This window comes from Peribacillus kribbensis DSM 17871, from assembly GCF_000430765.1.
Lineage (GTDB): Bacteria > Bacillota > Bacilli > Bacillales > DSM-1321 > Paraperibacillus > Paraperibacillus kribbensis.
Map to the genome: position 1 here is coordinate 45,875 of NZ_KE387241.1, position 23,907 is coordinate 69,781.

At 44.5% G+C, this 23,907-nt stretch carries 21 protein-coding genes; 8 read left to right on the plus strand and 13 right to left on the minus strand.

From position 1 onward, the window contains the following. Nucleotides 1–9 precede the first annotated feature (9 nt). The 3 genes from H539_RS29190 to H539_RS0120465 are packed head-to-tail and all read left to right on the plus strand — an operon-like array spanning nt 10 to nt 3,938. Entirely contained in the window at nt 10–1,644 is a 1,635-nt protein-coding gene (locus tag H539_RS29190) for a spore germination protein (RefSeq protein WP_245602231.1), read from the plus strand. Further along, on the plus strand, nt 1,634–2,794 hold the full coding sequence (locus tag H539_RS0120460) for a Ger(x)C family spore germination protein (protein WP_026695068.1): 1,161 nt from the start codon (nt 1,634–1,636) through the stop codon (nt 2,792–2,794). Before H539_RS29190 ends, H539_RS0120460 begins: the two co-directional genes overlap by 11 nt. 31 nt (nt 2,795–2,825) lie before the next feature. Beyond that, the gene (locus H539_RS0120465) at nt 2,826–3,938 is read left to right on the plus strand and encodes a GerAB/ArcD/ProY family transporter (RefSeq protein ID WP_026695069.1); all 1,113 of its coding nucleotides are present in this window, start codon (nt 2,826–2,828) and stop codon (nt 3,936–3,938) included. A 3-nt stretch (nt 3,939–3,941) separates the two neighbouring features. On the opposite strand, the gene H539_RS0120470 is transcribed toward H539_RS0120465, so the two are convergent. From H539_RS0120470 to H539_RS0120500, 7 genes are all read right to left on the minus strand, one after another. Next, nucleotides 3,942–4,160: a hypothetical protein gene (locus H539_RS0120470; RefSeq protein WP_026695070.1), complete on the minus strand. Its 219-nt coding sequence runs from the start codon at nt 4,158–4,160 to the stop codon at nt 3,942–3,944. Nucleotides 4,161–4,277: 117 nt separating this feature from the next. Continuing rightward, nucleotides 4,278–5,258: a general stress protein gene (locus H539_RS33295; protein WP_342664028.1), complete on the minus strand. Its 981-nt coding sequence runs from the start codon at nt 5,256–5,258 to the stop codon at nt 4,278–4,280. 141 nt (nt 5,259–5,399) lie between these two features. Beyond that, entirely contained in the window at nt 5,400–5,822 is a 423-nt protein-coding gene (locus H539_RS30280) for a phage holin family protein (RefSeq protein ID WP_051348708.1), read from the minus strand. 125 nt (nt 5,823–5,947) lie between these two features. Then, complete coding sequence (locus tag H539_RS29205) at nt 5,948–6,292, minus strand: ArpU family phage packaging/lysis transcriptional regulator (protein WP_051348709.1); 345 nt, start codon at nt 6,290–6,292, stop codon at nt 5,948–5,950. 354 nt (nt 6,293–6,646) lie between these two features. Continuing rightward, nucleotides 6,647–7,435, minus strand: a complete 789-nt coding sequence (locus H539_RS29210) for a C39 family peptidase (RefSeq protein WP_051348710.1) — start codon at nt 7,433–7,435, stop codon at nt 6,647–6,649. A gap of 98 nt (nt 7,436–7,533) precedes the next feature. Continuing rightward, entirely contained in the window at nt 7,534–9,366 is a 1,833-nt protein-coding gene (locus tag H539_RS0120495; RefSeq protein ID WP_026695071.1) for an ABC transporter ATP-binding protein, read from the minus strand. Continuing rightward, nucleotides 9,347–11,083, minus strand: coding sequence for an ABC transporter ATP-binding protein (locus tag H539_RS0120500; protein WP_026695072.1), 1,737 nt, complete (start codon nt 11,081–11,083; stop codon nt 9,347–9,349). The genes H539_RS0120495 and H539_RS0120500 overlap by 20 nt, the downstream gene beginning before the upstream one ends. 263 nt (nt 11,084–11,346) lie before the next feature. Here H539_RS0120500 and hutG point away from each other — a divergent pair, with 263 nt between their 5' ends. Then, complete coding sequence (gene hutG / locus H539_RS0120505) at nt 11,347–12,309, plus strand: formimidoylglutamase (RefSeq protein WP_026695073.1); 963 nt, start codon at nt 11,347–11,349, stop codon at nt 12,307–12,309. Between the two features lie 51 nt (nt 12,310–12,360). Here hutG and H539_RS0120510 read toward each other — a convergent pair whose 3' ends face one another. Continuing rightward, nucleotides 12,361–12,822 (minus strand): GNAT family N-acetyltransferase, encoded by a 462-nt coding sequence (locus H539_RS0120510; RefSeq protein ID WP_026695074.1) that lies wholly within the window; start codon nt 12,820–12,822, stop codon nt 12,361–12,363. A gap of 160 nt (nt 12,823–12,982) precedes the next feature. Here H539_RS0120510 and H539_RS0120515 point away from each other — a divergent pair, with 160 nt between their 5' ends. After that, nucleotides 12,983–15,016 carry a molybdopterin oxidoreductase family protein gene (locus tag H539_RS0120515; RefSeq protein ID WP_026695075.1) on the plus strand — a complete coding sequence of 678 codons (2,034 nt, stop codon included), beginning with the start codon at nt 12,983–12,985 and terminating at the stop codon, nt 15,014–15,016. 78 nt (nt 15,017–15,094) lie between these two features. On the opposite strand, the gene lepB is transcribed toward H539_RS0120515, so the two are convergent. The 5 genes from lepB to H539_RS0120540 all read right to left on the minus strand — a co-directional run bounded on the left by lepB (nt 15,095) and on the right by H539_RS0120540 (nt 19,678). Then, nucleotides 15,095–15,643, minus strand: a complete 549-nt coding sequence (gene lepB / locus H539_RS0120520; protein WP_026695076.1) for a signal peptidase I — start codon at nt 15,641–15,643, stop codon at nt 15,095–15,097. Between the two features lie 105 nt (nt 15,644–15,748). Then, a complete protein-coding gene (locus tag H539_RS0120525; RefSeq protein ID WP_026695077.1) occupies nt 15,749–16,816 on the minus strand; it encodes a sulfate/molybdate ABC transporter ATP-binding protein in 1,068 nt (355 codons plus the stop codon). Continuing rightward, nucleotides 16,813–17,700 carry a sulfate ABC transporter permease subunit CysW gene (gene cysW / locus H539_RS29215; RefSeq protein ID WP_035323591.1) on the minus strand — a complete coding sequence of 296 codons (888 nt, stop codon included), beginning with the start codon at nt 17,698–17,700 and terminating at the stop codon, nt 16,813–16,815. The genes H539_RS0120525 and cysW overlap by 4 nt, the downstream gene beginning before the upstream one ends. A gap of 14 nt (nt 17,701–17,714) precedes the next feature. After that, the gene (gene cysT / locus H539_RS0120535; protein ID WP_026695078.1) at nt 17,715–18,554 is read right to left on the minus strand and encodes a sulfate ABC transporter permease subunit CysT; all 840 of its coding nucleotides are present in this window, start codon (nt 18,552–18,554) and stop codon (nt 17,715–17,717) included. A 56-nt stretch (nt 18,555–18,610) separates the two neighbouring features. After that, nucleotides 18,611–19,678 (minus strand): sulfate ABC transporter substrate-binding protein, encoded by a 1,068-nt coding sequence (locus H539_RS0120540; protein ID WP_026695079.1) that lies wholly within the window; start codon nt 19,676–19,678, stop codon nt 18,611–18,613. 686 nt (nt 19,679–20,364) lie between these two features. Between H539_RS0120540 and qoxA the strand changes: the two genes are divergently transcribed. The 3 genes from qoxA to qoxC are packed head-to-tail and all read left to right on the plus strand — an operon-like array spanning nt 20,365 to nt 23,907. After that, nucleotides 20,365–21,309: a cytochrome aa3 quinol oxidase subunit II gene (qoxA, locus tag H539_RS29220; RefSeq protein WP_035323593.1), complete on the plus strand. Its 945-nt coding sequence runs from the start codon at nt 20,365–20,367 to the stop codon at nt 21,307–21,309. A 55-nt stretch (nt 21,310–21,364) separates the two neighbouring features. Then, entirely contained in the window at nt 21,365–23,311 is a 1,947-nt protein-coding gene (gene qoxB, locus H539_RS0120550; protein WP_026695080.1) for a cytochrome aa3 quinol oxidase subunit I, read from the plus strand. After that, nucleotides 23,311–23,907, plus strand: a complete 597-nt coding sequence (qoxC, locus tag H539_RS0120555; RefSeq protein ID WP_026695081.1) for a cytochrome aa3 quinol oxidase subunit III — start codon at nt 23,311–23,313, stop codon at nt 23,905–23,907. Before qoxB ends, qoxC begins: the two co-directional genes overlap by 1 nt.

Here is a 23,907-nt window from a genome sequence, read left to right on the forward strand (position 1 = left end):
ACATAAAATGTGTGTTCTGAAAAAAAACTAGAACTATTAACAAATTTTTTAAGGGAGGCGGGCAGCCTGGCACAGTTTTTTAAAAGCAGAAAAGGGAAGCAAGGTTCCCAAACGGACTCTGCTTCAAACAGCAAGGATAAACAGGATGACGTCCAGACCTTCACTTTTAATCTTGAAACAAACATCCAATTAATCAAGGATACTTTAGGTAACCCGCCAGATATCAATGTTAGGAAGATCGAGATAGATAAAGAGCAAAACTACACGATTGCGGTTATCCGGATGGATGGAATGTCAGACAAAATGGAAATCAATTCGAGTGTTATCGAGCCGCTGACGAAGCTTACCTTCGAACAATTAAGAAAGCAACTGGAAAACCCAAATTCCTCTAATACTTTATCGAAGCTTATATCAGTAAATAAGCTGAGCTGCTATACAGAAGTGAACAAAGTAGTCCATTCTCTCCTCCAAGGCAATGCCGCCATCCTGGTAAACCATTCACAGGAAATATATATGGCTGCGACCAGGATGCTGAAGGTAAGAAGCATTACGGAGCCTACATCCCAAACCGTTATCCGGGGACCCAAGGATAGCTTTACAGAGGATCTGAGAACAAACACCTCCTTAATCAGGGCGAGAATTACGAATAAAGATTTAAAGCTTGAAATGGTAAATAAAGGTGAAGTAACCCACACTGATATTGAGCTTATGTACATAAAGGGTATTGCGGATGAATCAATTCTGAGTGAAGTAAGGAGAAGGCTGGAAAAGATTAAGGTTGATGGGATACTTGAATCCAGCTATGTTGAAGAATTTATCCAGGACAGCCGATTTTCCCTTTTCCCAACCATCTTAAGTACAGAACGGCCGGATGTGGTAGTGTCCAACCTCTTAGAAGGCAGGTTTGCCATCTTTGTATATGGCACCCCCTATGTACTTATTGGTCCCGCTGCCTTTATCCAATTTTTCCAATCAGCTGAGGATTATTATCAAAATCAATATATGGGGACATTTATCAGAATCCTCCGCTTTATTGCATTTTTCATCGCCCTCTATGCCCCGGGGCTGTATGTTGCTATTATGACGCACCACCATGGGCTTATTCCTACCACTCTGCTGGTATCACTTGCCGGGCAGAGGGAAGGTGTCCCCTTTCCTATAATCATTGAAGGATTGGTTATGGAGATTGTATTTGAGGTGCTGCGGGAAGCGGGTATAAGGATGCCCAGGGCTGTCGGCCAGACCGTATCCATTGTAGGGGCATTAATCTTAGGGCAGGCAGCGGTAGAAGCTGGCTTTGTTTCGGCCTCGACTGTAATCGTTGTATCTTTGACAGCGATTGCAAATTTCACTATGCCATTTTTTAATGTTGCCATTGCGGCAAGGTTATTACGATTTTTTATCCTGCTTTTAGGATCATTCATTGGATTGTACGGGATCATGCTGGGAACGTTCATGATTCTTGCCCACCTATGCAGCATCCGCTCGTTTGGCATCCCATATTTCGAGCCAATCGCTCCATTCAGGCTTAATGAGCAAAAGGATGTTTTTGTGCGGCTGCCTATTCCTTATCATTTCAGCAGGCCATCTCCGGCAAATCCTGAGCAAAAAAAGCGGGCAGGGAGAAAGCAAAATGAAAAATAAAGCGTTCATTGCCATAGTGGCATCTGCAGTCATTCTGCTGGCAGCCGGATGCTCCAATTACCGTGAGTTAAGAGATATTACCTTTATTTCGGGTATGGGAATTGATTATGTTAAAGAAAAAAAAAGGTATGAAGTAACCTTTCAGGCCTTTGCTCCAAGTTCATTTTCTGGCAGCGGGTCCATAGGGAGCGTCCTCTACACTTCTCAAGGAAGAACCATCAGTGAGGCAGCGCGAATGGCGTCAAAAAAATTCTCGAGGATAGCAGATTATTCACAGGTAAGTTTGGTGGTTTTGGGGGAAAAACTATCCAGAAGATTAAGCTTGAATTTTATTTTTGATGTTTTTGAAAGAGACGCAAAAATCCGAACCAACATTCCTGTCCTCATCGCAAGAAAAAATTCTGCAAAAGAGGTATTATCTGTCGTTCCCGGAAATGAAAATCCTGTCCAATCTATCATTGGAAAAATAAGAAATGCTTCTCAAACGCAGGGTGAGAATGGGGAAACAATGATCTACCAAATCATAAATCAGCTTGCCAGTAAGGGAATCGAACCCGCCATTGATGGAATATCCGTAATTAATTCAAATGATCCTTCTAAGGCCGGGCAGAAAGAAACTAAACTGAATGGTACCGGAATCATCAGGAAGGGAAAACTGGTTGCCTGGATGGACGGATCAAATGCTAAATCGATATTTTTGTTAACGAATAAGATACGCCAGACAAATGAAGCCATTCTCTGCAGCGGAAATAGATATACCTCAGTCCGTATTACGGATGCCCATAGCACTCCCAATATTAAGGTCAAAAATGGAGTTCCCCAAATTACCATTAAAGTCCGGGCATTCGGGGTTATTGACGAAATGCTCTGTAATGCAAACCTTATGCAGAATAATATAATTAATAAATTTGAAAAGGAAGCCGCCTTTAACTTAAAAAATCATATAAGTGAGGGAATAAAGGAAGCACAAAAACAGAAAAGTGATGTTTATGGATTTGGCGAGCTATTGCACAGGGGAAATTTCAGAGTATGGAAAAATTACGAAGATAATTGGGGAAAAACATTTGCAAAGGCAAAGATAAAAATTAATGTAACAGTTATATTGCATGGAACAAATATGAGGATTGAACCTTATCCCTACAAACGGTAGAAATGAAATTCATGAAAGCACTGGTGAAATTATGAATGAAATAAAAATTGGCAGATTTCAATTCTTTACTTTACTATTCCTTTTTGAATTAGGAAGTGCTGTTTTATTTGGCATGGGAAAGGATGTCAAACAGGATGCCTGGATCCCAGCACTAATTGGAACCCTGGGAGGATGTCTCATATATACAGTTTATACTATGCTTCATAATTTATATCCAGATCTTCCTATCACCAGCTACTCCAAAAAAATATTGGGAAAATATATTGGTTCAGCGGTAGGATTTGCTTACATCGTCTATTTTATATATTTAGCCACACGCGTGCTTCGCGATTTCGACGAAATGCTTGTCATATCCCAATATCATAATACTTCGCTGCTAACAATAGGACTATATATGATAGCCACTATCATGTATGTTATGTTTAAAGGGTTTGAGGTATTTTCAAGGGTCAGCCTGATTTTATTTCTGGTTCATACCGCAACAATTACAGTCATATTCGCATTGGAGATTGCGGACAATCTGATTATTCCTGTAAATCTTCTGCCTGTACTCGAAAAAGGCTGGATCCCTATCTTTAAATCTGTCTTCCCCGCATCATTAACAGTTCCTTTTGGAGAGCTAATTGTAGTGACCATGTTTTTTCGATTTGTCAATGGCCAAAGTTCAATTAGAAACATCGGTTTCATGGCCATTATTCTAAGTGGGTTGTATTTAACTTTCCGTAGTCTGATCAATATCGCTATCATTGGACCTGATGTAAGATTCCGCTCTACCTTTCCAATAATATCGGAAGTGGGGCTTATCAATATCGCTAATTTTATCCAGCGAATGGATTCATTCGTCATTGCCGTTCTGGTGATACTCGGTTTTGTGAAAGTATATATTTTCTACTATTGTGCGTTATCCGGAGCATCTGATCTATTCAAACTTAAAAAACCGGAAAAATTGATCTTTCCATTTGGATTTATCATTATTATTTTTTCCGTTTTTATTGCGCCGAATTTTAATTTTCATATGAAAATAGGCTTTAACATTGTGCCGCTTTACCTGCACATTCCATTTCAAATTGGAATTCCCCTTCTTCTCTTAGCGGTCGCTCTCATAAAAATAAAAAGAAGCAGATTGAGGCAGCAGGATTGCTGACCTTCAGTTCTGCTTCTTTGTTTTTTTACTGAATATCGCATAAATCAGCCAAGCGGTACTAAGTCCAAGAACCGAGACCAAGTCCTCTTTTCCTAAGTTTATAGAGTAATCAAGTATAAATTGAATAAGTTCCTGCAGGCTCACTCCAGCTACAGCGTTCTCTATAAGAACCAGAACCGCCAAGGAAGCAGCGACCATAATACTGACTATAGTTTCCTTCACTATTTCGGACCGCCTTACTTTTTACCTAGTATGTGTTAAATCGCGCTGCTTTATGATTATGCACTTTTAACAAAGAAAGACTGTTCCCATGAGGAACAGTCCCAAACGCGTATTCTATTAAGCAATAGGATCATCAGGGTTATGATCTCTTCTTACCGGCCGGCCTTCATGGGTCGCGTTTGTATCCGTGACAATGCTGTTCCGGTCAAAAGGATTCACGGTACCCTCATGATTTTGAGTGGCGTCTACCATAGGCTTTTCTGCAAGGAGCGGATCCTTCGTCTCCTCAAGCAGATTTGCCGTGTCCTTCTCAGTTTCATCATCCAGACGGTTTGTACGGTCCATAAACCCGTCATCATCTGAAGAAATGGTTGTCCGCCCTTTCTGAATACGCCCCTCAGTCTGAGCGGTATTTCCTGAAAGTACGGAATTATTCCGGCGTTCCCCTAGGCCCGTCCCTTCAGAGCTCAGCCCCTCCATGCCTGAATCCAGGGTCGTTCTGTCTGTTTCCATGGTATGGACCCGGTCTGGATCACCTGACCCCAATACTGTTCCATCTGTTGTACCGGCCCTGTCCAGATCTCTTGATCCCAAGTCTGCGCTGCCAGGATTGAGCACGCCCGATCTGTCACGTTCCATCGTACCCGCAGTCATTCCTCTGCGGCTATCCGCATCGACTAATACTAATATCTTTCCGGATTTAAGGTCGCTTTCATATCTTTCCGCCTCTTCATCCGGGATTCCCATGCCAATCAAAGCTCCTGCTATACCGCCAGCTCCAGCTCCTGTAGCAGCGCCCGCAATGGTTGCCGCAATAGGACCTGCTGCGAGGATTGGGCCAATTCCAGGAATGGCAAGAGCTCCAACACCCGCAAGGAAACCGGTCAGGCCGCCAAGCACACCGCCCGTCGTTGCCCCGGCTGCCGCTCCTTCTCCCGCTTTCGTGCCGGTTTCATCGGTTATCTCCCTGGCCTCTTCAGGATCTTTGGCAATAACAGATATCTCATCTCGTGCATATCCCTGTTCCTGTAAATCTTCTACTGCTGCAATTGCAGAATTTCCATCATCGTAAACACCAACAACTCTCTTATTCATCATTTATACCTCCTAAGAAAATTTGGCTATAGAGTATCATTACCCGATGAGGAGCAGAATAACCCTGATTGTCCCCATTGTCGAAAAGTTCCATGTTTGCCATAATGAGAAAGCTGAATAATCTAATGCAGCGCAGGTTCTCTGCTATTCGGAATCATCTCCACCCCTCCGCCTGCCCCCTAGATCTGCAAGCAGGTGAAAAATAAAACTTGGCCCTTTCAGCCCCAGTTTGTCCAAATTTTCCAGAATACCTGCCCCTTCATTTCCAATCAGAAAAAAAAGGACAGCCGACCTTGTATATTGTCCTGTGTTTCCCATCACGATGTCGAGCTGATTGGCCGCTGTCAGCAGGATAAAAAGGAGCGGCTTTGCGGCCGCTGTCCGGAAGGATTTTTCCCATGAGAACGTCCCTGTAAAAAGCATGGCCGCATTTTTTGTGACACCTTCACAGCAGGTCAGAATAAATAAAGCAAGAACAAAACGGTCCAGCCCGCCGGCGAGATAAAGGGCTGTATGCAATAATCCAGAATGAATGCCTTCCCAGTTAACTATGAATAACGGATGCACAGCAATTCCCCCTTCACAAAGACAGAACATATGTTCTTGAATCTATTATAATGCTTTTTGAAGGTTCAGCCGGCTCCCATTTAGTGTTCGATTTATCCTGCTTTTTGTCTGAATAAAAGATGATCCTAGATCATTCCAAGAGCCGTGGCAATCCGGGCTAAAGCCTCTCTCTTTTTTTCATAATATTTGGCCTTCTTTATCCCAAGCTCCATATAAACCTCCAGATCTGTGGGATCATGATTGCTCAGGAACTTTTTTTCGATTACTTCCCTTTCCAAAGGGTCCAGGGACTGCTCAATCGCCCTTTCCATCTGCTGCACCTTCAGTCGGGATTCCTCGTTCATTTCTCTCGAATTCGGAAAAAGATTTGCAAAGCCAGCCCTCTGCCGTTCTTCCAGATTGGCAAGCTGTATTTTAAGTACCGTATAATTTTTCAGCTCTGCTATCACCAGCTTATATATCTGCTCCATCTATAAGTCTCCTTTCTTTTTTTACTAGGACAATTTTCATAATTTCATTTACTATTTTAATTTTATTACAGAAATCCTACTAAAAACAAGAACACTTGTTCCTGTTTTTATCTCATTTGGCTGGCTGAGTTTGTCTTTTTATTTGGCTGTTTTCACAAAATTTTCGGCTTTGGAAGAAGGTGGTTGTCGAATTTTTAAAAAAACAGCAATCCTTTAGAAAGAGACTTTTATTTAAAATAACATCCCCTATATCCTTGGAGCCTATAAGGGACTGTTTCCACTCTGCATCTATTAAAAAAGGCTGATTGAAAAGAAGGGGTGTTCACCCCTTTCGTTCCAACCAGCCTTATTTGCTCATTCCGTCATGGTGACAGCCTGACTGCCCATCTGCTCCCAAGCCTTGATAAAGCTTTCCTTAGGCAGCTTACTGTTCTTATGCCCATACGGGTCATTTATATAAATATGGTCCTGATCGTACCCTGTGATCACGACACTGTGCTCTTTATACGTTACTTTAATTGGGCCAAGCGGAGTATCCCAGGCAACAAAATCATTGACTGGCGCAAAAATCGCAGTCGTAATGATCCAAACCGGCGACCCTTTTCCGACCTGTTCAATAATCTGGTCGAATGGCTTGCCTGTCAAGTCCATGACTCTTCCGCCCGCATATTGCTTTGCAAGCTCTGCAATGGGGCCATGGTAAACCCCGAGGCCGGGTCCATCCTCCATATTGCCCACGAAGCCGCTGTTAGGATTACCCTTTTTCCCTGATGTGTAGGTCAGAGGGACTCTCTTAATGGCCTTTGCAAGGTCGTTCTTTGATACATGAATTCCCCGGTAATTCATCAGCATTGCAAGGCTCGTCACTTCACAGCCATTATAAAGCCTTGGTGCATCCATCTGATTTAAGATCGGCACATCAAGCATCTGGGTATCAGGCACCTTTTCCTGCTCCTCCTTTTTGATTTGATCCACTTTTGTTTGTATCTTATCTTTAATGTTCTTTACTTCATCCTTTGCCTTTGCTTTGGCTTCATCAGCAGCGATTATATTTTTTTCCGGCTGATTTCCACTCGAAGAACATCCTCCCGCAAATAGCAGCAGTCCGCAAAGAACAGCAGGTATTTTTAGATAGCGCTTCACTTGTCTGCTCCTTATCATGGCATTTTCATATGGATATTTTACCATAATATTTGTCGGAATCTGTCCGAAAGTACTGATTTTTTTATTGGAAGTTGTAATCAGGGATTCTTCAGCTGACTATTAAATAGTCCGGAATAATAGCCTCCGAGGGCCAGCAATTCATTATGTGATCCGCTTTCCATGATTTGTCCTTCATTGAGTACTATAATCTGATCAGCTTTCTGAATCGTATTTAATCGATGCGCAATCACAAAGCTGGTTCTGCCTTTCATCAGCCTTTGAAGGGCTTCCTGGATTTTCATTTCGGTAATGGTATCGATGCTGCTTGTAGCCTCGTCCAGGATCAAAATTTCGGGATCCGCTAAAATTGCTCTGGCAATTGATAGAAGTTGTTTCTGCCCCTGGCTTATTCCGCTTCCATCCTGCTGAAGCATCGTATCATACCCCTCCTGCATCCTGGTGATGAAGGAATGTGCATTCGCGAGAACTGCCGCTCTTTCGACTTCTTCGTCGGTCGCCTCAAGCCTGCCATAGCGGATGTTTTCCCTGATGGAACCCTGAAATAAGAAAGAGTCCTGGAGAACAAAACCCATATTCTTTCTCAGATCCTCTCTTTTCACCCTGCTTATATCAATGCCGTCCAGAAGGATTGAACCGCTGTCTGGATCATAAAACCTTGATAATAGGTTAATGATGGTGGTTTTGCCTGCACCGGTTGCCCCGACGAAGGCAGTCATTTGGCCTGGTTCTGCTTTAAAGCTTAAATTAGAGACCGTGTTTCCTTCTTTCTCATAAGAAAAGGAAACATTTTTAAACTCCACTTCACCAATTACAGAGTCCAGGGGAAGGGTCAAACCTTCGTTATGCGCTTCCTCTTTTTCATCGAGGATATCAAAAACACGCTCTGCACCTGCAATAGCCGAAAGGACGGTATTGAACTGGTTTGCGAGGTCATTCAACGGCCGGGTAAACTGCCTGGAATATTCGGCAAAAATGACGATTGTTCCTATGGAGATGTGTCCTTTGTAGGCAAGAAAGCCTCCGATTGCAGCTATGACTGTAAAGCTTAGATTGTTTAATCCGTTCATTAGCTTGGGAATGAATCCGGAGTAGGAGGCAGCCCAGAAGCCGGCCTCTTTTAGCTGTCCGCTTTTTTCGAGGAACTGCCCGATCACATTTTCCTCCTGCGAGAAGGTTTTGATAATCCGCTGGCCAGAAATGGTTTCTTCAATAAATCCATTCAGCTGTCCCAGATTTATCTGCTGCAGCTTATACAAACGGCCTGTCCGGTTTGTGATCCACTTCATTCCGGTAAACATCAAGGGGACGATGATAAGTGTCAAAATGGTGAGCAGCGGGCTCAGCCAAAGCATGACAGCCACAGTCCCAATCAAGGTCAAGAGGCTGGAAATCACCTGGATCACCGAGCTGTTAAGGGTGGAGCTGACGTTTTCAATGTCATTCGTCACCCGGCTCATCAGCTCTCCATGCTGCCTCTTATCAAAAAAAGGAATAGGGAGGTTATGCAGATGAGCAAAGAGCTGAGTCCTCATCTTCGAGACTGTCCCTTGTGCGATGCCGATCATCCAGTAGTTCTGCAGAAAGAGAGATAGAGAGGTCAGCACATAAATAAAGGCCAAGCCTCCCAGCAGAAGCAGGATGCCCTCATTTTTTCTCGTCACGATATACCAGTCAATAGCTTTCCCTGTCAAAAATGGGCCAAGCAGCGATAAGACTGAGCTGATAATCACCATGGCAATGACTAAATATAACTGCCTGGAGTTTTCCGCAAGATATCTCCACAGCCTTTTAAGGGTTTGAGACTGATTCTGCGCCCGCGGCTTTTTCCTTGAAGGAGCCTTCGTCTGGGTCAGTTCCTCTTTCTCCAAAATCCGTTTATACCGAAAGGGTTTAGAAAGATCTTTGGGCATGCTGCAGCTCCTCCTTTCCAAACTGAGATTGAAAGATCTGCTGGTACAGCTGGGATTCTTTAAGCAGTTCAGTGTGGCTGCCTCTTTCAAGCAGCCTTCCCTCTTCCAACAGCAATATAGTATCCGCTTCTAAAGCGGTGCTTATTTTTTGAGTGATTATAAAAATCGTACATTGATACTCTTTGATCGCATGAAGCAGAGCTGCCTCCGTTTTCAAATCGAGGGCGCTTGTGCTGTCATCCAGCATAAGGATCCGGGGCCTTCTTACCAATGCCCGGGCAATGGAGAGCCGCTGTTTCTGACCGCCTGACAGGTTGACGCCCTTTTGGCCAAGCATCGTATCATATTGTTTGGGCAGCTTAAGGATGGTCTCATGAATCTGGGCAGCCTTAGCTGCCTTCACGATTTCCTCCATGGAAGCATCCTCCTTGCCCCAGGCAATATTTTCTTTTATGGTGCCGGTAAACAGCAATGCTTCCTGAGGGACATATCCTATTTGTTTTCGCAGGGTTTTGATTTTATAGGTGCGCAGATCCTGGCCATCTATAAGAATGCTGCCGCCTGTTGCATCATACAAGCGGGGAATCAGCTGGAACAGGGAGGATTTCCCTGATCCTGTCGCCCCCATGATACAGACGGTGCTCCCTGCCGGGTAAAAGAAGGATACATCCTTTAAGATCAAGGCTTCTGAGCCGGGATATTGAAAGGATACCTCATGGAACTCTACTTCACCCGAAATCCTTTTATCGCCCTCAGGTCCCGCATCCTTCATTTCGTTCTCAGTTTCCAGGACATCGGAAATCCTTCTGGAAGATGCCCTTGCCCTTGAGAAAGCTGCGATAATAAAGGATAAAGGGGAAAAGGCAGCAGTAACCCTTGCTGTATAATTGACGATAGCCACGACCTCACCTACCCTGGCACCATGGACAGGCAAAAGCTCACTGCCAAGCCATAAAATCACCATCAGGCTGATATTCATGACAAAAAGCAGGGAAGGATTGACTGTTTCCATCATCCTCAACACATATACGGTCCTGGATTTTAATGAATCGTTTGCCTCACCGAAACGGCTTCCCTCATAATCCTTTCTCAAATAGGCTTTGATTAGCCTGATTCCGATCAGATTCTCCCTCATCACACTATTCACATTGTCCAGCCTTTCCTGCACAGTGCGGAATAACGCACCGCCCTTTTGCATGATCCAGGCCAGGAAAAGGATCAAAAATGGAATGACCGCTGCAAGGACAAAAGCAAGCTTATAGTTCACAGTAAATGCCATGGCCGTGGCGCCGACAATCAAGAGAGGCGCCCGCATCATAATTCTTAGTCCCATAAACACTGTATTCTGCAGCTGAGTTACATCATTCGTCATCCTGGTAATCAGGGATGATGCTGGGAACTTATTAAAATTCGCAAAAGAAAAGGACTGGATTTTTGAGTAAAGCTTTTTTCTTACATCATAAGCAAAGCTTTGACTGACATGGGCGGCGTAAAACGAATTGACGATCCCGCCGAGAAAGGCAAAAAGAGAAATACCAATCATTACCGCTCCCCACTTCAGAATGACCGGGGGATCCTTTTCCACAATTCCATGATCAATAATTTTCGAAATGATCAGCGGCTGCCATAGCTCGACAGCCAGCTCCACCAGCATAAAAAATAAGGCCACCGCCGCAGAGGCGCGATATGGCTTCAAAAACTTAAACATCGTTCGCATATTAACATGCCCCCACCCATGATGATTTTTATAATTAGCCATCCTAATATCTCGAATCTCAACTATTAACTACCTATAATAATCATACTCCCGTTCCCCCGCTTTTTACACAAAAAATTCTCTGTGACATGGGAGAAACGCTTTGGGGATTGTCCCCATTTCCCAAGAATATTTCCCGGATGTTCTACTGGCGCGAACGGACACCATCGCTTTATAATGTAGTTTACTGATAATTATAAAAATACCATATTGGGGGTAGGTTCATGTACCAAAAAGCAGCAGAGGATGTGTGGGAAGGCAGGATAGACAGTACGTTTGATAAGGCAATGTTCCGGCTGCACCAGGGCATCCGGAACTTAGACCTGCAGGAGAATCCAAAAGATATTCCTACAGGAAGCATCGGGTTCCTGGGTTTCAAATGTGACGAAGGAGTCAGAAGGAACCAGGGAAGGACCGGCAGCCGTGAAGCCCCTGACCTTTTGAGGGAAAACCTGGCTTCCCTTCCACTTCCGCAGCAGGCCACCCTTTATGATTTCGGCAGCATCATTTGTGAAGAAACCTCTATGGAGGAAGCGCAGAAGGAATTGGGAGAGGCCGTCGCCAGGCTTCTGCAATGCGGTATTTTTCCCATCATACTGGGCGGCGGGCACGAGACCGCCTTCGGGCATTATCTTGGCCATAAACAGCTGGATCCTTCATGCAGCCTCTCTATTCTGAATATCGATGCTCATTTTGATCTCCGCCCCTACCAGGACAGTCAGACTTCGTCCGGAACCATGTTCAGGCAGATCCTGGACGATAACTCGAACGCGGCTTACTTCTGTACCGGCATCCAAAAGAACGCCAATACAAAGTACTTATTCGATACGGCTGAAGCTTATGGATGCGAATTTATATATGAAGAAGAAATCCACCAGGATTCCTTAGCCAGTTCGATTAAAAAGATGGAAGCCTTCATTCGTACACGTTCCTCCTGCATGCTGACCTTATGCTGCGATGCCATTGAGGCCGCCCACGCCCCTGGCGTCAGTGCCCCTTCTCCCTTCGGCCTGCATCCGAAGCACGTCCGGGCCATGCTTAAGGCCCTTGCCGGGAACCCCTGCGTTAAGAGCTTTGATATTTCGGAGATTAATCCATCCCTTGATGAAAACGGAAGGACAGTAAAGCTTGCCGCCCAGTTGATTTACGAAGTTATTTTAACAAGACTTTGTCCGCCTTCTCATTAGAACAAGAAAAAAGGAGCATATCTCAAGACAGGGCATGTGCTCCTTTTAGTGTCACCTTTTCACAGGAAACCTCATCACTTTTTCGCCATCCCAGACCTCCCCTGTATCTTTAAATCCAGTCCGCTCGTAGAGTCTGCAGGCTGTATGGTTTTCAGGAAAAACGGTGAGTCTGATCTCCTTGCATTGCGGGAAGCGGCTAATCACATAGTTCATCATTTCCTGAAGCGCCTCTCTTCCATATCCTCTGCCCTGATATCTCGAATCGATAAAAAAGCCATTGATCCAATACATATCTTCGGTATTTTCCTCAAAGGCATGCATGATAAAACCAACCATTTTAGCATCTTTATAGATAGCAAACGGAACATATTCCACTCTTTCACCGTCAGGCCTAATATAGACCTTCGCAAGCGAAACAGCTGCCAGCGGCACAAACTTCGACTGACTTTTCTCCACATTGAGTGAAAGGCATTCAAGCCAATTATCCCTCGTAACCTGCACCAGCTTAACCATAAAACCCCTCCAGTCTCCTCTTTACCTCCATCGTAACAGGATGCAGCTCGTCCGAACATCAAATTTTCCCACTTGATGGAAAACTGTCTGTCCCTTAAGATTATTTTTATATACAAATCGGGGAAATGGGGACTGTCCCCACACATAGGAGGTTTAAGGCATGGCTGGATATTCAGAGCTTGAGAACGGGGTTTTTCCTTCGGTTTGTTCGCTGGACTGCCCGGATCAGTGCGGGCTTCTTGTTCATAAAGTAAATGGCCGGATCGTGAAGGTAGAGGGAGATCCAGGGCATCCTGTGACTCAGGGGAAGATCTGCAATAAGGTTCGTAATATGCCTGAGCGGCTTTATGATGGCAAGCGGCTTCAGCATCCTCTTAAGAGGATCGGACAGAAAGGTTCCGGGAAGTTTAAACGAATTACCTGGGATCAAGCCATTGAGGAGATTACTGGAAGATGGAAAGAGCTGATCGCCTATGAAGGTGCAGAAAGCATTCTTCCCTACAGCTTTTATGGCAATATGGGCAATCTTGCCGCTGAAGGCATGGACAGAAGGTTTTTTAACCGCCTGGGTGCAAGCCGTCTGGAACGTTCCATCTGCAACTCGGCAGGCGCAGTTGGCTACAGCTATACCATGGGGGGAAGCATTGGCACAGACCCGGAGGAAACCGTGCATTCCAAGCTGATCATCCTGTGGGGTGTCAATGCGGTAAGCACAAATATGCACCAGATTGTCCTGGCCCAGAAAGCGAGAAAAAATGGGGCAAAGATTGTGGTCATTGATGTGCACCGAAACCGGACCGCTGATTGGGCAGACTGGTTCATCCCCATCCTGCCGGGCACAGATGCAGCCCTCGCTCTCGGCATCATGCATATTCTGTTTAAGGAACAGCTGACGGATGAAGAATTTTTGAAGAAGCAGACGGTCGGGCATGAAGAGCTCCGAGACCATACAGCGAAGTATACTCCTGAAATTGTATCTAAAATTACAGGAGTGCCTGCAGAGGATATCTATAAGATCGCCCGCATGTACGGCACCATCTCTCCATCCTTCATCAGGATTGGCAATGGCCCGCAGCACCATGATAATGGGGGAATGTGCATCCGGACGATATCCTGTCTTCCTGCTCTAACCGGACAGTGGACAAAAAAAGGAGGCGGCGCCTTGAAAGGAAACTCCGCTTTCCTTGCCCATAATGCCGCCGCCCTGCAGCGGCCGGATTTAGTAAAAAAGCAGACCAGGGTTATTAATATGAACTCCCTTGGCCAGGCACTCCTTGATGAGAAGCAGCCTGTCCGTTCCTTATATGTTTACAGCTCCAATCCGGCTGTCGTTGCTCCTGAAGGGAACAAAGTCAGACAGGGGCTTCTCCGTGAAGATCTGTTCACGGTTGTTCATGATTTATTTTTAACCGAAACAGCAGCCTATGCGGACATTGTACTGCCTGCAGCGTCTTCCTTTGAAAGCACTGACTTTTATACTTCCTACTGGCATCATTATCTGCAGATTCAGCAGCCTGTCATAAAGCCGTACGGAGAATCTAAATCCAATGTGGAGGTATTCCGCCTTCTGGCTGCTGGAATGGGCTTTACGGAAGACTGCTTCCATGATTCAGAAGAGGACATGATCCGTCAGGCGCTTGACCATCCTGGCAATCCGCATTTAAAGAGTATAACCCTGGAGGGCCTGCTGAAAAATCAATATCTGAGAGCCGGCCGGCACAGCTTCCTTCCGGAGAAGCTGCCGACACCAAGCGGAAAAATCGAGCTGTATTCGAAAAGGATGGAGAAAGACGGACATCCTCCCCTCCCAACCTATACAGCCCTTCCTGATGAGAAGTTTCCGCTGCAATTCATTCCAGCTCCTAATCATAATTTTTTGAATTCCACCTTTTCTAACAATGATAAACACATCAATCTGGAAAAGGCGCCCCGGCTGTTCATGAATAAAAAAGATGCAGAAGAAAGGGGCATCTCACACGGAGATAGGGTGAAAATCTGGAATGACCGCGGCTCCTGTGAGCTTACCGCATCAGTCGGAAACGATATACTGCCAGGGGCAGTACTGTCAATGGGCCTGTGGGCTGACCTTCCCGGCACAAAACAGCTTGTAAACTCCCTCTCTCCTGACCGGATTGCGGACATGGGCGGAGGTGCCGTATTCTTTTCCGGAAAAGTAGAGGCAGTAAAGCTGTGATTGCATTTCATAACAAAAAGCAGGCATCCCGGCTTTAATGGCCGTTTTGCCTGCTTTTTCTTTTTATACAGAGTCTTTCTAATCGGGCATCCCAAAATCCTTAAACGGCCGAAGCTTGAGCTTTACTTCCCCTATAACGGACTTTATCGAAATAAAACCGAATCTGCGGCTGTCCGTGCTCCAGAGGCGATTATCCCCCATCACAAACAAATATCCTTCGGGCACCATGGACTTCCCTGTTACTTCCTTTAAGGTAAAATTTCCTGTCAGCTTATCCCCCTCGGGAACCTTTGCCTTATTTTTCTTAAGATAAGGCTCGCTGTACCGCTTGTTATTGATATAAAGAACATCGTCTTTCATTTCAACCCGGTCACCGGGAAGCCCAATGACCCGCTTGATATAATAATCCTCAGACCTCGGAGAATGAAAAACAATATTGTCAAAATGATCTATTTTACTTACCTTCGTAACCAGAATCCGATCTTTGTCATTGAAGGTAGGAGCCATGGAGACACCATAGACCGTAAGCGGGGTAAATATAAACTGGCGGAAAATAAAGGCGATCGCAGCCGCCAGCAGAATTGATTTTGTCCAAGACCATAGCTCTCTATAGATCTTTTTTTCCATTTATTAAAAACCTCTCCTTAGAAGGAATATGAAATTGTCTTACTACCATTATATCTTCAGGAGAGATTTTTAAAAGAAAAGTCTTTTATAGTTTCAAAGGATGTTTCAAATAGAATAATCCTCAGGAATAAATACCTTTAATTCTCTGGGCTTTATATAAACCTGTTCCCCCGCATCCAGTTTCAATTCCTTAAAAACCTCTTTCATCATCTCCGATTCAAGGAACTCCCCTGTATCAATCCGCTTTAATTCAATACGGACAACAGGTCCTACTCTATGGATATAATGAACAACCGCTTTAATACACTCCCCGCCGATATCTTCTCTATGAATTGTAATATCATGGGGGCGGGCATACCCTACTGCTTTTAGCGGTTCGCTGCCACGTTCCCCCTCTGCCTGTTCCTGTCCATAATCCAGGCCTCCTTCCTTCAAGCGCCCGTGAAACAAATTAAAGTTGCCAAGGAAATCATATACGAACGGGCTGACAGGATGCTCATAAACTTCCTCGGGGCTGCCCTGCTGTTCAATTTTCCCTTGATTCATGACCACGATCCGATCAGCCACATCAAGCGCCTCTTCCTGGTCATGAGTGACAAATATACTGGTAATATTAAATTCATCATGCAGTTTTCTCAGCCACCTGCGCAGCTCTTTTCTAACCTTGGCATCCAGGGCACCAAAAGGTTCATCCAGGAGAAGCACTCTCGGCTCCACCGCAAGGGCCCTCGCCAGGGCAACACGCTGCCGCTGCCCCCCAGAAAGCTGAGACGGATAGCGGCCAGCAAAGGCTTCCAGTTTGACAAGCTCCAACAGTTCCTTCACCTTTTCCTTGATTTCCTGTTTTCCCGGCCGGGTTTTTCTCGGCCTGACCTTCAGCCCATAGGCTACATTATCAAAAACTGTCATGTGGCGGAACAAAGCATAATGCTGAAAAACAAAGCCTACCCCGCGTTCTTTAGGATTTACCGAAGTTATATTTTCCCCATGAAACAGGATGGATCCATGATCTGGAGCTTCAAGACCTGCAATAATCCGCAGCAGAGACGTTTTCCCAGATCCTGAAGGCCCAAGAAGGGCAATCAACTCTCCGGTATCCACATTGATATCTATTTGATCAAGTGCTGTAAATTGGCCAAATCTCTTTGAAACATTCTTAATTTGTATACTCATTCCTTAAGCTCCTTTATACCAGCCTGTTCTTTACCGGCCCGCTCTAGTAAACTTTTTATAACTAAGGTAGCGATTGCCAGCAGAGACATTAAGGATGCAACAGCAAAAGCGGCTGAAAATTGGTATTCATTATAAAGGATTTCAATATGCAGGGGCATGGTGTTCGTCATGCCTCTTATATGTCCGGAAACCACCGATACCGCTCCAAACTCCCCTATGGCTCTTGCATTACATAAAATGATTCCATATAAAAGACCCCACTTTATATTGGGCAGAGTAATTCTCCAAAAGGTCTGGAAGCCTCCTGCCCCAAGGGTCATGGATGCCTCCTCCTCTGCAGACCCCTGGGACTGCATGAGCGGAATCAGTTCCCTTGCCGTAAAAGGCAGTGTAACGAATATCGTAGCAAGCACAATGCCGGGTAATGCAAAAATAATTTTAAGGTCGTGCCGGAACAGGAAGTCTCCAAAGAGGCCATGGGAGCTAAACATTAGTACAAAGATTAAACCAGCGATGACCGGAGAGACTGCAAACGGAAGATCAATGATCGTCATAAGAAGATTCTTTCCTCTAAAGTGAAATTTCGTAATGGCCCACGCGGCGGCAATTCCAAAAAATGCATTCAGGGGCACCGAAATAGCCGCAACAATCAGTGTGAGTTTTATTGCCGAGAGGGCATCCTTATCTGACACGGCCGCAGCATATGCCGCCAGCCCCTTCTCAAAAGCCTGGACAAAAATGGCCATGAGAGGCAGTACTAGAAATAATAGCAAAAATCCAAGAGCCGCACTTATGGCTGCCCATTTTATAAGCGGTGATCCTCCTTTTACAGTTTTCCTGGAAACCGACGTTTCTCCATAAGTCATAGGTACATGTCCTGCCATTTTCCCTCTCCTCTTCAGTTCTCTAGATAACGCCTGTTGCTCCACCATTGAAGCAGGTTTATGACGAGCAGCAGGATAAAGGAAATAACCAGCATTACCGCAGCAATGGCGGTGGCTCCCGCATAGTCGTACTGTTCAAGTTTAGTCATGATCAGAAGGGGAGTAATTTCTGTTTTCATCGGCATATTGCCAGATATAAACACAACCGAACCATATTCCCCCAGAGACCTGGCAAACGCTAGGGCAAATCCTCCAAGGGCAGCCGGGAGCAGCTCTGGGAAAATCACCCTCCAAAACGTCTGTGCCCTGCCTGCCCCCAGGCTTGCTGAAGCCTCTTCCAGCTCGGGCTCGAGGTTTTGAAGCACGGGCTGGACCATCCGTACCACAAACGGCAGCCCGATGAAAGTGAGTGCTATGATAACGCCAAGCGGCGTGAAAGCAACCTTAAACCCAAGGAATCTCCCGATCCATCCGTCAGGCACATATAAGGTAGTTAATGCAATTCCTGCCACTGCTGTGGGCAGTGCAAACGGGAGATCCACAAGACCATCTATTAATTTTTTCCCGGGGAATTGATATCGAACAAGAACCCATGCGAGTAAAATTCCAAAGACAGTATTAATTCCACCCGCTATTAAAGAAGATCCGAAACTTAATTTGTATGAAGCTACTACTCTAGGGTCAAATATCGTTTTAAAAAACTTCTCCCAGCCCATCCCTGCCGTATTTATAAAAATAGTGGATAACGGCAATAATACGAGGACACTTAAATAAAAAACTGTAAACCCTAGCGAGAGGCCAAATCCCGGCAGCACACCCTTCCTTCCAGCCCTGCCTTTTCCTTTTTTATTCATCTATTTCTCCCGCTCCCATTCATTAGTAAAAGCACCCGGCTTATGCCAGACTGGCTTTATTTAGGCTGATATATCTGATCAAATGTGCCTCCATCGCTAAAGTGATCCTCCTGTGCTTTCTTCCAGCCTCCAAAATCCTTGTCTACTGTGACCATTTCTATAGAAGGAAATTGACTTTTAAATTTTTTGAAGACCTCCTGGTTTCGAGGTCTATAGTAATTTTCCGCTGCTATTTCCTGGCCTTTAGCAGAGTATAAGTACTCCAGGTAGGCTTTAGCCACTTTCTCCGTTCCCTTCTTCTCCGATATTTTATCTACAACAGCAACTGGTGGTTCTGCCAGGATGCTGAGGGAAGGGTTAACAATTTCGAATTTGTCTTTACCGAGCTCATTCAGTGAAAGATATGCTTCGTTTTCCCAGGCAATCAGAACATCCCCGATTCCTCGTTCTACAAATGTGGTAGTCGAACCGCGGGCACCTGAATCCAGTACTTCTACATTCTTATAAAGCTTTTTCATAAAGTCCTTCGTTTTGCCCTCATCATGGTTATACTTTTTATCCGCATACGCCCATGCCGCTAAATAGTTCCATCTGGCTCCCCCGGATGTCTTCGGGTTCGGCGTAACCACAGATACACCTTTTTTTACAAGATCATCCCAATCATGAATCTGCTTAGGGTTGCCCTTCCTTACAAGGAAAACAATGGTGGAGGTGTATGGTGTGGAATTATCTTTTAGTTTGGACTGCCAATCGCTTGAAAGCAGGCCGCCAGCTTTTGAGATTTCATCAATGTCATAGGCCAGAGCAAGCGTCACAATATCTGCCTGGAGCCCGTCAATGACTGCTCTCGCCTGCTTTCCAGATCCGCCGTGAGACTGCTGGATGGTGACATCCTGGCCAGTCTTGTCTTTCCAATACGCCGCAAATTCTTTATTGTAATTCTCATACAGCTCCCTCGTAGGATCATAAGATACATTCAGCAATTGAACAGTTCTTTTTGCTTCACCTGCTTCCTTTTTCTCTCCGCTGCTGCTTTTTTCACCCGCACTGCAGCCAGCAAGCATAAGAACCAATACTCCCGCTGCCGCCAATAGAAGTCTTGCCTGTTTACCGATTTTTTCCATAAGAGTTTCCTCCCCCAAAAAAAGAAGACTGATCTAGAAATTCTAGAATCAGCCTTCAGTTTTCTGATCAGCTTTTATTTATTTGTAAAGTGTTTCCTTTATGATATTTACATTTTTCCTATGTGTCAACTAGGAATTAGAAAAATTTTGATTATTCCCACAACTTTTTTATGGCTTCCAGAAGAGAATGTTTCCACCACATTTTCCAGAAAAAATACAGGTAAAGACACACCTTGAGCAATTGAATTTTACAAGTTATCTCAGTATAATAAAAAGGTTGCTTGATACAAGTTTTTCTCAAATATCGCAGTGTTCACACAATCTTCACACGTTTCACAGTTCTGTCACATGTACACCTGTTACTCCCAGTAAACCCAAGAACCTTCACCAATTTGTCACTATTTTGAGGTTGTTATTTTACTCATATATTACTAATATATGTATAGGGAATATGTGAAGAAATTAACACTATTTCGATATTGTATTATTTTGGAAATTCTGTTTTCAATGCCTGGGAACTGCTGTTTCCGGCTCAAATATTTTTTTGAAACTTGTCTTGTAATTCTCAATTATCTGATTATCTAAATGGTCATTGGGTAAAACAAGTCAGGCGGCAATGTAAACAGAGTTTGTGAAACAATTAACATTCACCTTTACCATGCAGAAAAGGAAGAAAGGGGTACATTATGAGATTAAAATGGTCTATATTAGCTGTCGTGTTCACTGTGATCACCGTTTTATCGGGATGTGACCGGTTATTGGTTCTCGATCCGAAAGGGCCGCAAGCCAAGACTCAAGCACACGACATAATAGCGACAATTTGGATTATGGCATTTATCGTACTTGTCGTATTTGCACTTTTAGTTTATATGTTAGTAAAATACCGCGCTTCTAAAGTGGGCTCGGATTATGAACCGCCTCATATTGAAGGCAGTAAGCTTATTGAGGGGATCTGTATTGGGGTTCCGATCATTATCGTTACCATCCTTTCAATTATGTCTGTCCGTTCCAACTATGCTGTTGAAGCTACACCTAAAGGATATGAAAATCAAAAGCCTTTAGTCGTTTATGCTTCTTCATCCGATTGGAAATGGCATTTCAGTTATCCTGAACAAAATATCGAAACTGTTAACTATTTATATATCCCAACAGACCGTCCAATCGACTTTAAGCTATATTCTTACGGTCCGATCACAAGCTTCTGGATTCCACAGCTTGGCGGTCAAAAGTATGCAATGAGCGACATGGTAACAACTCTTCACCTAGCTGCTGACAAACCGGGCGAATACATGGGCCGGAACGCAAACTTCAGCGGTAAAGGCACAGCTGAGAATACATTTGATGTAAACGCAATGTCTAAAGGCGACTTTGACAAATGGGTGAAAGAAGTAAAAGTGACTGCAAAGCCACTTACTGAGAAAAAGTTTGATCAACTGCTAAAACCCGGCCATGTTGGCAGATCAACTTACAATGGAACTCACTTGAAATTCAGCCCTCCTCCAGCTATGCAGCATGGCGGCGGCGGAGATGGTTCTGGATCGGTCGATCATAAAGATATGAACAAAGCTGACCACAAGAACATGAGTGACCATGACATGAAGAATATGAAGATGGATGACAGCAACAAATAATATTTGATAGTTTACGAGTTTATTGAAATATAAACTTCTGGAAGGAGTTAAAATCATGGATTTCTTTGATCGTTTTGCGATACCTAATCCAAGCCCCGTGATTTATGCATCTATGGTTGCCATCGGTCTTACTGTGCTCGCCATTATTGCAGGTTTGACACATTTTAAAAAATGGGGATACCTTTGGCGCGAATGGCTGACAACCGTAGATCACAAACGCATTGGTGTTATGTATCTGATATCCGCCTTATTGATGCTTTTCCGCGGCGGCGTAGATGCAGTAATGCTTCGTGCCCAGCTGGCCACTCCTGATGCCAAGCTCTTGGATGCACAGCACTATAACGAAATTTTCTCAACACACGGTGTTGTCATGATCCTGTTTATGGCTATGCCGTTTATCATAGCTTTATTCAACTTTGTTGTTCCTTTGCAAATTGGAGCACGTGACGTAGCATTCCCACGTTTGAATGCCTTAAGCTTCTGGCTGTTCTTTATGGGTGCAATGCTATTCAATATCTCATTCGTACTGGGTGGATCCCCCGATGCAGGCTGGACTTCATACTTCCCTCTTGCGGGCAATCAATTCAGTGAATCAGTCGGAACCAACTATTATATGATTGCCATCCAGATTGCTGGTATTGGTACATTGATGACTGGTGTCAACTTTATGACTACGATTCTAAAAATGAGAGCACCTGGCATGAAATTAATGAAAATGCCGATGTTCACTTGGTCAGCCCTAGTTGCTAACCTAATTATTGTCTTTGCTTTCCCTGTATTGACAGTAGCACTTGCTATGGGAACCATGGACCGTCTGTTTGGAACACATTTCTTCTCAACAGATGCCGGCGGCTTGGACATGCTTTGGGCCAACCTATTCTGGGTTTGGGGACATCCTGAAGTTTATATCCTGATCCTTCCTGCATTCGGTATCTATAGTGAAATTATTTCTACATTCGCAAAACGTAACCTTTATGGCTATAAATCAATGGTTTGGTCAATGGTTGTTATCGCTGGATACTCATTCTTAGTTTGGGCCCACCATTTCTTCACAATGGGTCAAGGCGCATTAACAAACAGTATCTTCTCGATTACAACTATGGCTATTGCTGTACCGACAGGTGTTAAAATCTTTAACTGGCTGTTCACGCTTTGGAGAGGTAAAATCCAAATGACAGTTCCAATGCTTTACTCCATCCTTTTCATCCCGCTATTCACCATCGGCGGTGTGACTGGTGTAATGCTTGCGATGTCAGCTGCTGACTACCAGTACCATAATACAATGTTCTTGGTTGCCCACTTCCATAACGTTATTATCCCAGGTGTAGTATTCGCTATGCTTGCTGGATTGACTTACTACTGGCCAAAAATGTTCGGCTTCATGCTGAATGAAAAGATCGGTAAATGGACAGCGTGGCTGCTTTCTATCGGTTTTGTACTTGCGTTTTTCCCAATGTATATCACAGGTCTGGACGGTCAGGCCCGCCGCATGTACACGTACTCTGCATCAACCGGCTTCGGACCATGGAACATGGCTGCCTTCATCGGTGCCCTGATCATGGCAGTCGGATTTGCATTGATTGTTTACAACATTTATTACAGCGTACGCTACGCTTCAAGGGATATCGGCTCCGATCCATGGGATGCACGTACTCTTGAATGGGCTACACACACACCGGTTCCAGAATATAACTTTGCCATCACTCCGCAGATTGATTCAATCGAACCATTCTGGGATGCAAAGAAAAATGGACAGGAACTATTTAAAGGTAAATTTGAAAAAATTCATATGCCGAATTCAAGCGGAATGCCATTCATCATGGGCTGTATCTTCTTTGCCTGGGGCTTCTCATTCGTATTCAGCATCTGGATTCCATTAATCATCACAACAATCGGTATCTTCGTATGTCTGGCACTTCGCTCATTCGAAGTTGACCACGGCCACTACATCACTGTTGATGAAATTGAAGAGACTGAAACAAAATTGCGAGGTGCTAACTAATGAAAATAGATAACTCGCTTCCTCTTGAATACAGTACTGAAGAGAACCAATTAAAAGTCTTAGGTTTCTGGATTTTCCTTGGCGCCGAAGTTATGCTTTTCGGCACCCTGTTCGCAACATTTTTCACGCTGGTCCATCGTACGGCTGGCGGCCCGACTGGAGCAGAGCTATTTGAAATCACTCCTGTTCTGATCGAAACTTTCTTGCTTCTTGCAAGTAGTTTCACCATCGGCCTTGGCATTCATGCCATGCGCCTTGGCAGAAAAAACGCGATGCTTGCATTCTTTGGAATCACCCTTCTTCTTGGGCTTGGATTCCTTGGCGTTGAAATCTTTGATTTCGTTCAGTACGTTCATGAAGGTGCGACCATACAGACAAGCGGATTTACCTCCATCCTGTTCTCAACACTGGGAACACACGGAGCGCACGTTTCAGTTGGCTTCTTCTGGGGACTATTTATCATGCTGCAGGTTAAAAAACGCGGCCTTACCCCACAAAACGCCAACAAAGCTTTTATCTTTTCACTTTACTGGCACTTCCTTGATGTAGTTTGGATCTTTATCTTCAGCTTCATCTACCTGAAAGGAATGATGTAA